Source organism: Ruegeria profundi (genome assembly GCF_001507545.1).
In the GTDB taxonomy this organism is placed as follows: Bacteria; Pseudomonadota; Alphaproteobacteria; order Rhodobacterales; family Rhodobacteraceae; genus Ruegeria; species Ruegeria profundi.
On the sequence record NZ_LQBP01000001.1, the window covers coordinates 100,705 to 113,720 of the forward strand.

Here is a 13,016-nt window from a genome sequence, read left to right on the forward strand (position 1 = left end):
AATACGCTTCATCGAATTCGGGCCGCTCTGTCGTGGGGCGGTCTTTCACATCAAACAGGACTATCCTGCCATGAAAACCTTTTCTGCAACTCCTGCAGACATCGACAAGAAATGGATCCTGATCGACGCCGAGGGCGTTGTTCTGGGCCGTCTTGCCTCGATCGTCGCCATGCGCCTGCGTGGCAAGCACAAAGCGTCGTTCACCCCGAACATGGACATGGGCGACAACGTCATCGTGATCAACGCTGACAAAATCCAGATGACCGGCAAGAAGCGCGAAGAAAACTTCTACTGGCACACTGGCCACCCGGGCGGCATCAAGTCACGCACCAAACAGCAAATCCTCGAGGGTGCACACCCCGAGCGCGTCGTGACCCAAGCGGTCAAGCGCATGCTGCCGGGCAACCGTCTGGCACGTCAGCAAATGACCAACCTGCGCGTTTACGCCGGTGCCGAGCACCCGCACGAAGCCCAGGCCCCCGAAGTTCTGGACGTTAAGTCCATGAACAAGAAAAACACCCGGAGCTAATGACCGATGGCTGATCAGATCAATACTCTCGAAGAGCTGAGCGCCGTCGCAGGCGTTGAAACCGTGGCCGAAGAAGTTGTTGCACGTGAGCCCGTGCGTGACGAACTGGGCCGTTCCTACGCCACCGGCAAGCGTAAAGACGCTGTTGCCCGCGTTTGGATCAAGCCGGGTTCCGGCAAGGTCACCGTGAACGGCAAAGATCAGGACAAGTACTTTGCTCGTCCCGTTCTGCAGCTGATCCTGCGCCAGCCTTTCCAGGTTGCTGGTGTTGAAGGTGAGTTCGACGTTGTTGCAACCGTCAAAGGTGGTGGCCTGACCGGTCAGGCCGGTGCGGTCAAGCACGGCATCTCAAAAGCGCTGCAGCTGTATGATCCCAACCTGCGCGGCGCTCTGAAAGCCGCTGGCTTCCTGACCCGCGATAGCCGCGTCGTGGAACGCAAGAAATACGGTAAGCGCAAAGCCCGTCGTTCGTTCCAGTTCTCGAAGCGTTAATCTCTACGGGTTTCGAATTTCAAACGGTTGCAAGAAATTGCGGCCGTTTTTTTTGATTTGTGTGCAACCAGCAAACCCTGGGATGCTTAAGCCAACTGACGGTTGTCACCACGTGTGGGTCATTGCCTTTCTACCGGCGTTACGATTTTTTTATTGGGGTGTAATAATCACCTTCCCACCGCTCTTTTTCAGCGCAGACGCCAGATTTGGCACCAAAGCCTTTAGTGAAAGCCGTTCAGAGATATCGGTTTTCCATCGACCATCAGCAAAGCGCGCTTGCACCTCGGCTACCACGCGCGCCTGAACTTCTGGTGGCGTGGATGTCACCCAGTTTGTCAGCCAAAACCCTTCGATCTGCTTTCCCATAAAGATCAATTGTCCACTCTGGGTCAGGGTCGGCGCTTCAGCGCTGAGTTTTCCGTAGCAGATCCAGCGCGCCTGATTGGGCATGGCGCAGAACACCTGTTCAGACAGTTGATCAACAACCGCATCCAGAAAAACACGGGGCTTCAGATCTTTGCAAATCTGGCTGAAGTCCTGCACAACGTTGGGGTGCGTTGTCACTAGCACTTCTGCCGCCCCAAGCTCTTTCAACGCCTCCACCGTTTCAGGTCGCCGGACCAGCGCAATTGGCTTCAGCCCAAGATCGCGGCCAAGACTGCACATCAGTTTCCCCAACTGACTGGTGGCCGCCGAAAGAACGAACGCATCCCCAGACGCGCGCGCAATATCGACCATCGCCATTGCCGTCAGCGGGTTCACGATCTGTGCGGCGCCGTCTTCATCGGAAATCTCAGGTCGTAGTGGGATGCACATAATTGCCGGTGCCAGCACGTATTCTGCCCACGCACCGGAACCCCCGGTAACAAAGGCGACGCGTTGATCCTGCAGCGCCTCGGCCCCTTTTCCGGTGGCCACAACATCGCCGCAGCCTTCAAACCCGGCAGCAGCGCCTTTGACGCGTGGTTGTCCATACTCACCCTTGATGAAATGAATATCGGACGGGTTGACCGAAGCCGCGCGCAGTTTGATCAGAACCTGCCCGGGGCCGGGTTCAGGTACCGGCAGCTCGGCCTCAGCCAGCCAGTCTCCAGCATCGTCGATATATGGACCGGTGGGCGACCCTGTGAAACCGTCATGTAGCAGCACGGTTGCGAACATGCTTTGGGGCAGGGTGGTCATGTTTGTTCCTTGTTATTGAAAAGGTCAACTCGGCCAGTGAAATCCGGCCAGAGCAAACCATTGCGTCAGCGATACAGCCTTTGACGGTATGTATTTACCCTCAACTGGATCGCAACCAATCAAACGCGGTGTGGCACGTCAATCGATCCGCAGCTTGACGTTAATGGAGCTTGCAGGGCGTCACAAACACGGGGCCGAGCCAAAGAGGTCGGCCCTGTTTGCTCTATTGTCCCCCCAAAAGGTCGCGAAGCTCTTGGATCTTGGCCGCTATCAATTCAGGCGACGCCTGTATGTCATCCAGAATCTGAATGGCTTGTGTTTTCAGGTCCTGCGCCAAATTGCTTTCCTGAACCGACGCTACGATTGCGTCATAGTCAAAGTTTTCAAGGGTTAGCGCGCCTTCCTCAATCCACGAATTCAAGAGGTCTTGACCCTGGTTAGCCAGTGCAGCGACATCCTCACCGGCCTGATTGACCAAATCACTGGCCGCTTGCCCGGCCTGTTCCGCCGCTTCAGTCGCCTGTTCTGTAATGGAAGAAGCGGCTTCATTTGTTTCCTCGGCCACGGCGTCTGCGGTTTCGCTAGCAGCGTCGGCCGTTTCGCTGACTGCCTCTCCTGCATCCTCAGCCGCGGCCTGAACTTGCTCAGCTGGGGTGGGTTCAGGTTGTGCGGCGAAGTAGTAAAATCCGACACCGATTGCAGCAATAATGATGACAACTATAAGGGTACGCGACATAACTCTCTCCTTTGAAAAATGTGTCTCAAAGCTGATCCAAATTTAGCGATTGCCTATTCAGAAATCCCGAAAACTCTGTTCAAAACTTGGATTGGGCCATGCTGCGCCGATCCGTCATCGACTGACGGCGATTTCATGCCGCCAGCGCTTTGGCTGCTATGCGGAGAACATTCTTGGATTGTCAGGTCACCTTGCGTTACTTGGCAAGTGGCGGAGAGACAGGGATTCGAACCCTGGGTGGGCTTGCACCCACAACGGTTTTCGAGACCGCCCCGTTCGACCACTCCGGCACCTCTCCGCGGGGGTCTGTGAGGGGGGGATTTAGTGAGGAACGCGCAGGGGTGCAAGCAGAAAATTCCCGAATCTCATCATCACGGGATTTTCCATTGCCACAGAGATTAAATCACCTAGGCTCTTTGGTATGACCTATCTTCTTCGCCGCACCGCCCTGATTACTTCGTTCATACTTATGACGTCCGTCTTGTTGCCGGCGCAGACCTTCGCAGCCGGACGCGACAGGATAGAAGCGTTTCTGACCACAACGGGGTTTGATGTGGCTTTGGAGAGCATTGCTTTGTCGTCCGCATCGGCGCCACAGATGCTGGGAATCGACCCCGACGGCTTCGGTTCCGATTGGAAGCGGCTTACCGAAGACGTGTTCAACATCGAAGATATGCATGAAACTGCCGTATCGATTTTGGAACAAACGCTGAGAGATGAGGCGCTGAACCACGCGGTTGAGTTTTATGCTTCGGATTTGGGTCAGAGGTTGGTCGAGGCGGAAAACGCATCCCACTTGCGCGAGGACGAAGACGCCAAGCAACAAGAGGGGCAGGAAATCGTAGCTGACCTTATCAAAGAGGGGTCAAGCCGGGTTGAAAACCTCAAACGCATGAACTCGGCAATTGATTCCAGCGGGACAGCCCTGCGCGCACTGCAGGAAATCCAATTGCGGTTTCTATTGGCCGCAAGTGCCTCGGGCGTAATCGACCTGCAATTGAGCGCAGATGAACTACGCGAAATGATGCGACAGAACGAAACCGGCATGCGCCAAGCGTTGCAGCTGTCTGCGCTTGCAGGTGCGGCCTACACCTATCAGGATTTTTCTGACGCGGATGTTGTCGCATATGCAGACGCCCTGGAGCAGCCATTGATGCAAGAAGTCTATGAGCTGCTCAACGCCGTTCAGTATGAGATTATGGCGATGAAATTCGAAGATCTCGCTGCGAGGATGGCGGACTTACACCCCGCTCAGGATATCTGATGCGCCTGATTGCGGTTGTACTGACATTTTTTGTATCAGCCTTTCCGCTGCAGGCGGAGGAAAGAGTTGACCGGTTGTTGCACGCTTTGCAACTGGACGAAGTCATCGATATCCTGCGCGACGAAGGTGAAATACTGGGGCAAAACCTGCAAGAGACCTTTCTGGACAATAAAGGCGGTCCGGTCTTTCTTGATCAGGTTGCCCGGATTTATGACGCCGACAAAATGCGCCTGTATGTCGAAGAGGTGTTTGATGACACGCTTTCTGACAAACAGCTGGACCAAGCAATCCTGTTCTTCGAAAGCGAGCTTGGTCAGACCCTTGTGTCACTCGAACTATCGGCCCGTGTGGCGTTGTCGGACGAAACGATCGAGGAGATGGCGCAGGATAACTACAAAAACGCGGACCGCGACGCGGATTTGTATCGGCTGGTGGATGAGTACATTCAAGTCAACAATCTGATCGAAGAGAACGTTCAGAATTCGATCAGTGCAGACTACAATTTTTTCCGCGGACTGAACATTGGTGCAGGCCAGAACGAAGCGGAACTGCTTACGCAGTTACTTGAACAAAAAGACGGCACCACCGAAGAAACCCGCACCTGGCTGTATTCCTTTTTCCTGTTGGCCTACAAACCGCTGAGCGACGCCCAGATGCGCGAGAATATCGCGTTTTCGCGGACCGAGACGGGCAAGGCCGTCAATACAGCTCTTTTTGAGAGCTTTGATCAGATGTTCGATGCGATCTATTTTCAGTTGGGTGAGGCGGTCGCACAGGTACTCAAAGGGTCAGACCTGTAAGTCTGCATTTGTTGTTGACTTTCTTCCTTACAATATGGATAAGCGCGCATCCCGGCCGGTTTCTCCGCGCCGGGTATCGTTATTATTGACCTAACGGGCTTTCCCCAGGGTCTTCACACAGCCCGAAAAGGGCGCGCTGTTCGAGGTGGCGAAAGCCAAAACACCCAGCCGGGGACCACAGAACGCGGTTTGAAAAAGGAAAGACGCATGTTTGCGGTCCTCAAGACTGGCGGCAAGCAGTACAAGGTTCAGGCGGGCGATATCCTCCGCGTTGAAAAACTGGCTGCCGACGCAGGTGAAAAAGTTCAATTCAATGATGTTCTGATGCTGGGCGGCGATGCCCCGGTTGTTGGTGCACCTTTCGTTGAAGGCGCAGGCGTACAGGCCGAAGTGATCGAACAGATCAAAGGTGACAAGGTCATCAAGTTCGTCAAGCGTCGTCGTAAGCACAGCTCGAAGCGTACTGTTGGCCACCGTCAGAAGCTGACTCTGGTCAAAATCACCGACATCCTGTCGTCGGGCGCTGACAAGTCGGGCATCAAAGCTGCAACCGGGTCTGCTCCGGCTGGCGAAGCGGCACCTGCTGCAAAGCCTGCCAAGAAAGCAGAAGCCAAAGCAGAGGCACCCGCCGCTGCTGCCGCTGACGATCTGACTCAGTTGAACGGTGTCGGTCCCGCCGCTGCCAAAAAGCTGAATGAGGCCGGTATCGAGAGCTTTGCCGCTCTGGCCGCCTTGTCGGATGAGCAGATTGCTGCTATCGACACCATCAAAGTGAAACCCGAATGGGTTGAGCAGGCCAAAGAACTGGCCAAAGGCTAAGGAGAGAGAGAATGGCACATAAAAAAGCTGGCGGTTCCTCCCGTAACGGTCGCGACTCAGCAGGTCGTCGCCTTGGCGTGAAACTGTATGGTGGTCAGGCGGCTATCGCAGGCAACATCATCGTACGTCAGCGCGGCACCAAGTTCTGGCCGGGTGAAGGCGTAGGCATGGGCAAAGATCACACCATCTTTGCTACTGTTGATGGCGCCGTGAAGTTCCACAAGGGACTAAAGAACCGCACCTTTATTTCGGTCCTGCCAGTGGCGGAGGCCGCAGAGTAAGCCGAAACCCAGAAGGTTTTTGAAAATTCATGGGGGACCGGCAGAAAATGCCGGTCCCTTTTCTCGTTTTAACGCAGTTTTGATGAATCGCCCCGATGACCTGTTCAGCAAGCTACATACCTGTCCGTTTAAACGGCCCGGTTACACGCGCTGCTAATGATCGCCGGGGAACGGATATCCAATGTTGGCGCATATAAGATTTAGAGTCGCGTCAGAATTTACGTTGTGTTCGGAGGAGGAACGCACAGATGAAGCTGGAGACAATCATTAACCAACCGGTCATAGAAACCGAACGGTTCGACCTTCGCCCGTTGCGTCGGTCGGATATGGGTCTCATCGAACATTACGCCGGTGATGAGCGCGTTGCGCGCATGACAACGTCGATCCCGCATCCTTTACCGCCGGGGTCGAGCGAGGCCCTTGTGGCCCGCGCGATGGCCGAAGATCGGGAAGAAGATGTTTGGGCCATGGACGCGACCAAGGATGATGGGCCTGAGCTGATCGGCCTGATTTCGTTGACGCGGTTGGATCGCAATCAGACCGAAGTGGGGTATTGGGTGGCCCCGCTTTATTGGAACACAGGCATTGCGTCGCTCGCAGTGGAGACGTTGGTCAACGCAAATCCTTTGGGGAATGCGACCATGTTCGCTAGCGTGTTTCAAGATAATCCGGCCTCGGCTCGTGTGCTGACCCATTGCGGGTTCCAGTATCTTGGCGATGCCGAAAGCTATTCCGTGGCGCGCGATGCAAATGTGCCCACTTGGACGTACAGTAAAAAACTCTGACTTGTGGCCGATGGGGCCTTTGCAGTAGGGGACAGTCATGAAATTTCTCGATCTTGCAAAGGTCTACATCCGGTCCGGGGCCGGTGGTAGCGGCTGCGTCAGCTTCCGGCGCGAAAAATACATCGAATACGGCGGACCCGATGGCGGGGACGGCGGCAAAGGTGGCTCGGTCTGGGTTGAGGTCGTGGATGGGCTGAATACCCTGATCGACTTTCGCTATCAGCAGCATTTCTTCGCCAAAAACGGCCAGCCGGGGCGCGGGCAACAGCGCACGGGCAAAGATGGTGATGACATCGTTCTGCGCGTGCCTGTCGGCACCGAAATCCTGGACGAGGACGAAGAAACGGTCATCTGCGATTTGACAGAAGTGGGCCAGAGGTTTCTGCTGGCCCAAGGTGGAAATGGCGGCTTTGGCAACCTGCACTTTAAGTCCTCTACCAACCAAGCGCCGCGTAGGGCCAATCCGGGGCAGGCTGGGGTCGAGCGCACGATCTGGCTGCGGCTGAAACTGATTGCCGATGTGGGACTGCTTGGAATGCCCAACGCGGGCAAGTCGACCTTTCTGGCCGCCACATCGAACGCGCGCCCTAAAATTGCCGATTATCCGTTCACCACATTGCACCCCAACCTCGGCGTCGTCGGTGTCGACAATGTCGAATTCGTGGTGGCCGACATCCCCGGCCTGATCGAAGGCGCGCATGAGGGCAGGGGGATCGGCGATCGGTTTCTAGGCCACGTCGAACGTTGCGCCGTTCTGCTGCATCTCGTTGACGGAACTTCCGAAACGGTTGCCGAAGACTACCGAACAATCATTAACGAGCTTGAGGCCTATGGCGGTGAATTGGCCGAAAAGCCCCGGATTACGGTGCTGAACAAGGTCGACGCGCTGGACGACGAAGAACGCGATCTTGCCAAAACTGAATTGGAAGAGGCGGTGGGCGGCCCGGTGATGACCATGTCAGGTGTGGCCCATCTGGGCGTAACCGACGTGCTGCGAGCCTTGCGTGCGCAGATTGACGAGAACCGCTTACGGCAAAAGCCCGCTGAGGAGGCGAGGACGTGGCAACCCTGACCTCTGCCAAACGACTGGTGGTCAAAATCGGGTCTGCTTTGCTAGTGGATCGGAGCTCGGGTTTGTTGCGGTCGGAGTGGCTGCATTCCTTGGCGCAAGACGTGGCTTGGCTAAAGGGGCAGGGCACGGATGTCATTCTGGTTTCATCCGGCTCAATCGCCCTTGGTCGCGGGGTGCTGGGTTTGCCGATGGAGACATTGGCGCTTGAAAAATCTCAGGCTGCGGCGGCTGTTGGACAAATCCGATTGGCGCGTGCTTATGAAGAGGCGCTGACGCCACATAAGATCAAGACTGGGCAAGTTCTGGTCACGCTCGAAGACAGCACCGACCGTCGCAGATACCTGAACTCTCGCGCGACGCTGGAAACACTGCTCAGCTTGGGCGTCGTTCCGATTGTTAACGAAAACGACACGGTAGCGACCGATGAGATTCGCTATGGTGACAATGACCGGTTGGCGGCACAGATCGCAGTCACTGTGGGCGCGGATCAGCTTATCCTGCTATCGGACGTGGACGGGTTCTATACCGGGAACCCGAATGATGACGCCATGGCCACGCGTTTCGATGTAATCGAAGAGATCACCCCGGAAATTGAAAACATGGCGGGGGACGCCGGATCGGGCTTGTCCAAAGGCGGGATGAAGACCAAGCTGTTGGCGGCCAAGATGGCGACGGCTGCGGGATGTGATATGGCAATTACTGAAGGATCGCCTTTGAACCCTTTGAAGACGCTTGAGAATGGGGCAAATTGCACGTGGTTCACGGCGACCTTGGACCCGCATGCGGCGCGGAAACGCTGGATTTCTGCAATGAAGCCACGCGGTGAAATCGTGGTTGACGCCGGTGCCGCCCGCGCGCTTGGCAATGGGAAAAGTCTGCTTCCCGCTGGCATCGTTGAAGTGACCGGAGATTTTGGCCGCGGTGATCCGGTGGCTATTCTGGATCCGGTAGCCCGCCGTTTGGCGCAAGGTCTCAGCCGATATACCGCGCAAGAGGCCGATGCAATTAAGGGGCGCAAGTCTTCCGAAATTGAGGCCATTCTTGGATATCCGGGAAGGGCGGTCCTGATCCACCGAGACGATTTGGCGCTGTAGAAGCACGATGAAAGTACACCACGCACCTGATCGAAAGGCACATGAGATGAAGGACTTCGACAGTATTCCCACACTGATGGCCGATCTCGGAAAGCGCGCAAAGGCGGCCTCGGCCGAATTGGCCTTTGCCAGCGCCGAACGTAAGCACGCAGCGCTGACCGCTGCTGCAGATGCAGTTTGGGCCAACCGGGCCGACATCATCGCGGCAAACAAGAAGGACCTTGAGTTCGGGCGCGAAAAGGGGCTGAGCCCGGCGATGATGGATCGCTTGATGTTGGACGAGGCCCGCATTCAGGGCATGGTTGACGGGCTGCGCACTGTCGCTGAGCAGGCTGACCCTGTGGGCGAAGTGCTTACGGAATGGGATATGCCGTCGGGCCTGAACATCCAGCGCGTGCGCACTCCTTTAGGCGTGATTGGTGTCATCTATGAAAGCCGTCCAAATGTCACTGCGGACGCAGGTGCGCTGTGCCTGAAATCCGGCAACGCGGTGATCCTGCGCGGCGGGTCGGAAAGCTTTCATTCCTCAGGTGCTATTCACGCTTGTCTTGTTGAGGGGCTAAAGGCCGCCAATCTGCCCGAGGACGCCATCCAGTTGGTCCCAACCCGGGACCGTGCCGCCGTTCAGGAGCTTTTGACCTTAACGGATTACGTTGACGTCATCGTGCCGCGCGGGGGCAAGGGACTGGTTGGCCTGGTTCAGCGAGAAGCCCGCGTGCCCGTCTTTGCCCACCTTGAGGGCATTGTGCATATCTACATCGACAAAGCTGCTGACCCTAAGAAAACACTGGATGTCGTTCTCAACGCCAAAACCCGGCGTACGGGTATCTGCGGTGCAGCGGAGTGTCTGTTGATCCACGAAGACGTAGCAAAAACGCTGGGCAGGGACGTCATTGCCGCGTTGCAAGCCGCAGGTGTAGAAGTGCATGCCAAGGGCGATCTGACCATCGATGGGACGGTTGCTGCCGCCGATGAGGATTGGGGCAAAGAATACCTCGACAGTATCATCGCTGCTAAACCCGTGGCCGATATCGACGCAGCCATTGCCCATATCCGTCAATATGGCTCAAACCACACAGACTGTATCATGACGGAAGACGCAGACGCCGCCGCGCGGTTCTTTGAGCGACTGGACAGCGCGATCCTGATGCACAACGCATCGACGCAGTTCGCCGATGGTGGCGAATTTGGTATGGGCGCCGAGATCGGGATCGCAACAGGAAAGATGCATGCGCGCGGTCCGGTGGGTGCTGCGCAGTTGACCAGCTTCAAATATCTTGTTCGCGGAGACGGAACGACACGGTCCTAAAACCGGATTTCCAAACGGGTTGAGGTGGTTTCGGCCACCACCCGCCGCCCCATTGACGCGGCAGTCTCAGGCAGAAGAAGAAATTGCACCTGCGCTGGCGTAAGCTTGTTTGCGAACTGCCCCGTCGTCAGGTTTTTCCACAGATCCGCCTCTACATTTAGTTTTTCAGCAGAACCGGTTATCGCCCAATCTTCACCCGCTTGTTCTACTGTGACCTCGCCGCCAAACGGCATTGCGCTTTCGCAGCACATCAAAGCGAGGAAGACCAGTTTGACCTGGTTGCGCGGGATCGCTTCGGTCAGGTGCCAATTCACGCGCAAGCGCCCTGCGCGTTCGATATCCCTCAGCAACTCTGAAACTTCGGCGCGCCCCAGCGGATGAGCGCTGGCCGAACCAAACGCGACCCGAAAAAACCGTATGCGCGCACCTGCGCTGCCGACACTGCCCGAGATCAACTCCATCTCAGGGCCATGGATTGAGCCAACCATCTCAAGCAGTTCCAGCCCATTTGTGATCGCACCAATAGGGCTGATCAGATCGTGACAGATTCTGGAACCGATCAATTCTGCCAGGTTGACTGTGGTGTCGCTCATGCGTACCTCCTGATGCATCTGCCGCCGGACCCGGAGCCCATGATGACAGACCTGAATGCCATTCTTGCACCGGGCATGTATGTCCGCCACCCCGATTTCCCCGATTGGGGCGTTGGACAGGTACAGTCCAACATCGGCGGAAAAATCACCGTGAACTTCCGCGAACAAGGGAAAGTGGTGATTGACGGAACGCGTATCGCTCTGATGCCTGTCTTTGATCCGTGAAACTGGTTTAGGAAAGGTTAACTTTCTCGCATATCTGCTTATGTTGCCATACCCCCGAGAGTTGAGGTATCAGCGCGCAAACAAAAACGGAACCACCAATGCCGGATGCGGGCTCTTCCTTTACGATCAGACTAGCGGAAACCAAGGCCGAGTTACGTGCGGCTCAGCGGCTGCGATATGACGTTTTTGTTCGTGAACTGGGTGGTGGCGGAGAGATGGTCGATCACGAGGCCGGATTAGAGCAGGACAAGTTCGATCCTTACTTTGACCACATGCTGGCGATTGATAACCTGACGGGCGAAGTTATCGGCGTTTATAGGCTGTTGTCCGGCGATTGCGCGGCAAAGCTTGGGCAGTTTTACTCGGAAGACGAATACGATCTGAGCGTCCTCAAACAAAGCGGGCGGAAGCTGTTGGAGTTGGGACGGTCTTGTCTGCACCCCGACTATCGCGGCGGCACGGCAATGTACCATCTTTGGAACGGGCTTGCGGCTTATGTCAACGAACGCAAGATCGAGGTTTTGTTCGGTGTCGCCAGCTTTCATGGAACCGACGTTCAGAAATTGGCTCAGCCCTTATCAATGTTGCATCACAACCACCTGGCGCCCCCGGAACTTCGGGTAAGGGCGCAACCGGGGCAGTTTGAATCCATGGATCTTGTTGCGCCGCAAGATCTGGATCGTCGGGCCGCGATGGTGCAGGTGCCGGCTCTTATCAAGGCCTATCTGCGGCTTGGGGGGTTCGTTGGTGAGGGTGCATTTATCGACCAGGCGTTCAATACAACGGATATTTGTCTGATCCTCGACACTGCCCGCATGAACTCACGTCAAAGGCGCATCTATGGCGGGGTCCAACGCAGTGAGTGAGCCGATCTGGAACAGCGAGGATGCGCCAGATTCGGTTGTCCTTGGCCCGGTGGGCTGGGTTTTGGTTGCCTTGCGTGGCGTGCCGTTGGCTTTGCTGGTGTTCGGTGGGCTGGCCGTTCTCGTCCTCATTCGCCTATTCGAGTACCCCCTGTTTGGCGTGCGCCGTCCGATCACTCCGTTCATTCCGCAATTCGTCTGTCGCAACGCGTTCAGGATTCTGGGAATCGGTTTTCGGACATCTGGCGAATTGATGCGGCAGCGCGGTGCCGTGGTGGCCAACCACACAAGTTGGCTGGACATCTTCGCGCTGAATGCGAGGAAGCGCGTTTATTTCGTCTCTAAGGCCGAGGTTGCAAAGTGGCCCGTCATAGGTTGGCTGGCTCGCGCAACTGGCACGGTTTTCATTGAGCGCGACCGTAAGAAGGCAAAGGAACAAACCAAAGTCTTTGAAGCCCGCCTGAAGGCTGGCCACAAGCTTCTGTTTTTCCCAGAAGGGACCTCAACAGACGGGCTGCGCATTTTGCCCTTTAAAACAACGCTCTTTGCGGCGTTCTTCGCAGATGAGTTGCGTGAGTTCATGTACGTCCAGCCGGTGACGGTTATTTTCCACGCGCCCAATGGCCAGCCTGAAAGGTTTTATGGTTGGTGGGGCGAGATGGATTTTGGTCCACATTTGATCAAAACGCTGGGCGCGCGCCGACAGGGTAGCGTCGAGCTTATTTATCACGCCCCGGCCAAGGTTAGCGACTTTGAAGACCGCAAGGCACTGGCCGCGCATTGTGAAGAGGCGGTGCGCCACGCTCATAGCTTGGCACGGCTTGAAAAATAAGGGCGAATACCCCTTGCGAAACGACAAAACCTACCTTATACGCGCGCCATTCAAACCCGCAGGCGGGGTTTGGGCTTTTTGAGGGAGACATCCTCATTAAGACCGCCGGTTGGAGCATCTGCTTCTTTCACCCCCGCCCA

General features: G+C 56.2%; 16 protein-coding genes and 1 tRNA gene. 13 read left to right on the plus strand and 4 right to left on the minus strand.

The window, feature by feature from the left end; genetic code table 11:
• Nucleotides 1-70 precede the first annotated feature (70 nt).
• Nucleotides 71-529: a 50S ribosomal protein L13 gene (gene rplM / locus AVO44_RS00495; RefSeq protein WP_039536983.1), complete on the plus strand. Its 459-nt coding sequence runs from the start codon at nt 71-73 to the stop codon at nt 527-529.
• Between the two features lie 6 nt (nt 530-535).
• A complete protein-coding gene (gene rpsI / locus AVO44_RS00500; RefSeq protein ID WP_068331197.1) occupies nt 536-1,021 on the plus strand; it encodes a 30S ribosomal protein S9 in 486 nt (161 codons plus the stop codon).
• Nucleotides 1,022-1,171: 150 nt separating this feature from the next.
• Here the strand turns inward: rpsI and AVO44_RS00505 are convergent, their stop codons facing one another.
• The 3 genes from AVO44_RS00505 to AVO44_RS00515 form a co-directional block, all read right to left on the minus strand.
• Complete coding sequence (locus AVO44_RS00505) at nt 1,172-2,203, minus strand: alcohol dehydrogenase catalytic domain-containing protein (RefSeq protein ID WP_068331199.1); 1,032 nt, start codon at nt 2,201-2,203, stop codon at nt 1,172-1,174.
• A gap of 223 nt (nt 2,204-2,426) precedes the next feature.
• Nucleotides 2,427-2,939: a hypothetical protein gene (locus AVO44_RS00510; RefSeq protein WP_068331200.1), complete on the minus strand. Its 513-nt coding sequence runs from the start codon at nt 2,937-2,939 to the stop codon at nt 2,427-2,429.
• 208 nt (nt 2,940-3,147) lie between these two features.
• A tRNA-Ser gene (locus AVO44_RS00515) sits at nt 3,148-3,237 on the minus strand.
• A 123-nt stretch (nt 3,238-3,360) separates the two neighbouring features.
• On the opposite strand from AVO44_RS00515, the gene AVO44_RS00520 reads away from it, so the two are divergent.
• From AVO44_RS00520 to AVO44_RS00555, 8 genes are all read left to right on the plus strand, one after another.
• On the plus strand, nt 3,361-4,203 hold the full coding sequence (locus tag AVO44_RS00520) for a DUF2059 domain-containing protein (protein ID WP_068331202.1): 843 nt from the start codon (nt 3,361-3,363) through the stop codon (nt 4,201-4,203).
• Nucleotides 4,203-5,003 carry a DUF2059 domain-containing protein gene (locus AVO44_RS00525; RefSeq protein WP_068331204.1) on the plus strand — a complete coding sequence of 267 codons (801 nt, stop codon included), beginning with the start codon at nt 4,203-4,205 and terminating at the stop codon, nt 5,001-5,003. The genes AVO44_RS00520 and AVO44_RS00525 overlap by 1 nt, the downstream gene beginning before the upstream one ends.
• A gap of 207 nt (nt 5,004-5,210) precedes the next feature.
• Nucleotides 5,211-5,822: a 50S ribosomal protein L21 gene (locus AVO44_RS00530; RefSeq protein WP_068331206.1), complete on the plus strand. Its 612-nt coding sequence runs from the start codon at nt 5,211-5,213 to the stop codon at nt 5,820-5,822.
• Nucleotides 5,823-5,833: 11 nt separating this feature from the next.
• On the plus strand, nt 5,834-6,103 hold the full coding sequence (rpmA, locus tag AVO44_RS00535; RefSeq protein ID WP_010440093.1) for a 50S ribosomal protein L27: 270 nt from the start codon (nt 5,834-5,836) through the stop codon (nt 6,101-6,103).
• Between the two features lie 248 nt (nt 6,104-6,351).
• A complete protein-coding gene (locus tag AVO44_RS00540) occupies nt 6,352-6,888 on the plus strand; it encodes a GNAT family N-acetyltransferase (protein ID WP_068331208.1) in 537 nt (178 codons plus the stop codon).
• 37 nt (nt 6,889-6,925) lie between these two features.
• On the plus strand, nt 6,926-7,960 hold the full coding sequence (gene obgE, locus AVO44_RS00545; protein ID WP_068331210.1) for a GTPase ObgE: 1,035 nt from the start codon (nt 6,926-6,928) through the stop codon (nt 7,958-7,960).
• Entirely contained in the window at nt 7,948-9,054 is a 1,107-nt protein-coding gene (gene proB, locus AVO44_RS00550) for a glutamate 5-kinase (protein WP_068331217.1), read from the plus strand. Before obgE ends, proB begins: the two co-directional genes overlap by 13 nt.
• 46 nt (nt 9,055-9,100) lie before the next feature.
• Nucleotides 9,101-10,363, plus strand: a complete 1,263-nt coding sequence (locus tag AVO44_RS00555) for a glutamate-5-semialdehyde dehydrogenase (RefSeq protein WP_068331219.1) — start codon at nt 9,101-9,103, stop codon at nt 10,361-10,363.
• On the opposite strand, the gene AVO44_RS00560 is transcribed toward AVO44_RS00555, so the two are convergent.
• Nucleotides 10,360-10,956, minus strand: coding sequence for a histidine phosphotransferase family protein (locus tag AVO44_RS00560; RefSeq protein ID WP_068331221.1), 597 nt, complete (start codon nt 10,954-10,956; stop codon nt 10,360-10,362). The two genes, AVO44_RS00555 and AVO44_RS00560, sit on opposite strands and share 4 nt — an antisense overlap.
• Before the next feature lie 42 nt (nt 10,957-10,998).
• On the opposite strand from AVO44_RS00560, the gene AVO44_RS00565 reads away from it, so the two are divergent.
• The 3 genes from AVO44_RS00565 (at nt 10,999) to olsA (ending at nt 12,876) form a co-directional block, all read left to right on the plus strand.
• Nucleotides 10,999-11,181: a DUF3553 domain-containing protein gene (locus tag AVO44_RS00565; protein ID WP_010440107.1), complete on the plus strand. Its 183-nt coding sequence runs from the start codon at nt 10,999-11,001 to the stop codon at nt 11,179-11,181.
• 98 nt (nt 11,182-11,279) lie between these two features.
• The gene (gene olsB, locus AVO44_RS00570; protein ID WP_068331223.1) at nt 11,280-12,047 is read left to right on the plus strand and encodes an L-ornithine N(alpha)-acyltransferase; all 768 of its coding nucleotides are present in this window, start codon (nt 11,280-11,282) and stop codon (nt 12,045-12,047) included.
• Nucleotides 12,022-12,876, plus strand: a complete 855-nt coding sequence (gene olsA, locus AVO44_RS00575; RefSeq protein WP_068331225.1) for a lyso-ornithine lipid O-acyltransferase — start codon at nt 12,022-12,024, stop codon at nt 12,874-12,876. Before olsB ends, olsA begins: the two co-directional genes overlap by 26 nt.
• The last annotated feature ends 140 nt before the right edge of the window (nt 12,877-13,016 follow it).

Bases quoted from the DNA above. Each gene is read 5' to 3' on its own strand.
- rplM (WP_039536983.1), top strand. From the start codon at position 71: ATGAAAACCTTTTCTGCAACTCCTGCAGACATCGACAAGAAATGGATC.
- rpsI (WP_068331197.1), top strand. From the start codon at position 536: ATGGCTGATCAGATCAATACTCTCGAAGAGCTGAGCGCCGTCGCAGGC.
- AVO44_RS00505 (WP_068331199.1), bottom strand. From the start codon at position 2,203: ATGACCACCCTGCCCCAAAGCATGTTCGCAACCGTGCTGCTACATGAC.
- AVO44_RS00510 (WP_068331200.1), bottom strand. From the start codon at position 2,939: ATGTCGCGTACCCTTATAGTTGTCATCATTATTGCTGCAATCGGTGTC.
- AVO44_RS00520 (WP_068331202.1), top strand. From the start codon at position 3,361: ATGACCTATCTTCTTCGCCGCACCGCCCTGATTACTTCGTTCATACTT.
- AVO44_RS00525 (WP_068331204.1), top strand. From the start codon at position 4,203: ATGCGCCTGATTGCGGTTGTACTGACATTTTTTGTATCAGCCTTTCCG.
- AVO44_RS00530 (WP_068331206.1), top strand. From the start codon at position 5,211: ATGTTTGCGGTCCTCAAGACTGGCGGCAAGCAGTACAAGGTTCAGGCG.
- rpmA (WP_010440093.1), top strand. From the start codon at position 5,834: ATGGCACATAAAAAAGCTGGCGGTTCCTCCCGTAACGGTCGCGACTCA.
- AVO44_RS00540 (WP_068331208.1), top strand. From the start codon at position 6,352: ATGAAGCTGGAGACAATCATTAACCAACCGGTCATAGAAACCGAACGG.
- obgE (WP_068331210.1), top strand. From the start codon at position 6,926: ATGAAATTTCTCGATCTTGCAAAGGTCTACATCCGGTCCGGGGCCGGT.
- AVO44_RS00555 (WP_068331219.1), top strand. From the start codon at position 9,101: ATGAAGGACTTCGACAGTATTCCCACACTGATGGCCGATCTCGGAAAG.
- AVO44_RS00560 (WP_068331221.1), bottom strand. From the start codon at position 10,956: ATGAGCGACACCACAGTCAACCTGGCAGAATTGATCGGTTCCAGAATC.
- AVO44_RS00565 (WP_010440107.1), top strand. From the start codon at position 10,999: ATGACAGACCTGAATGCCATTCTTGCACCGGGCATGTATGTCCGCCAC.
- olsB (WP_068331223.1), top strand. From the start codon at position 11,280: ATGCCGGATGCGGGCTCTTCCTTTACGATCAGACTAGCGGAAACCAAG.
- olsA (WP_068331225.1), top strand. From the start codon at position 12,022: ATGGCGGGGTCCAACGCAGTGAGTGAGCCGATCTGGAACAGCGAGGAT.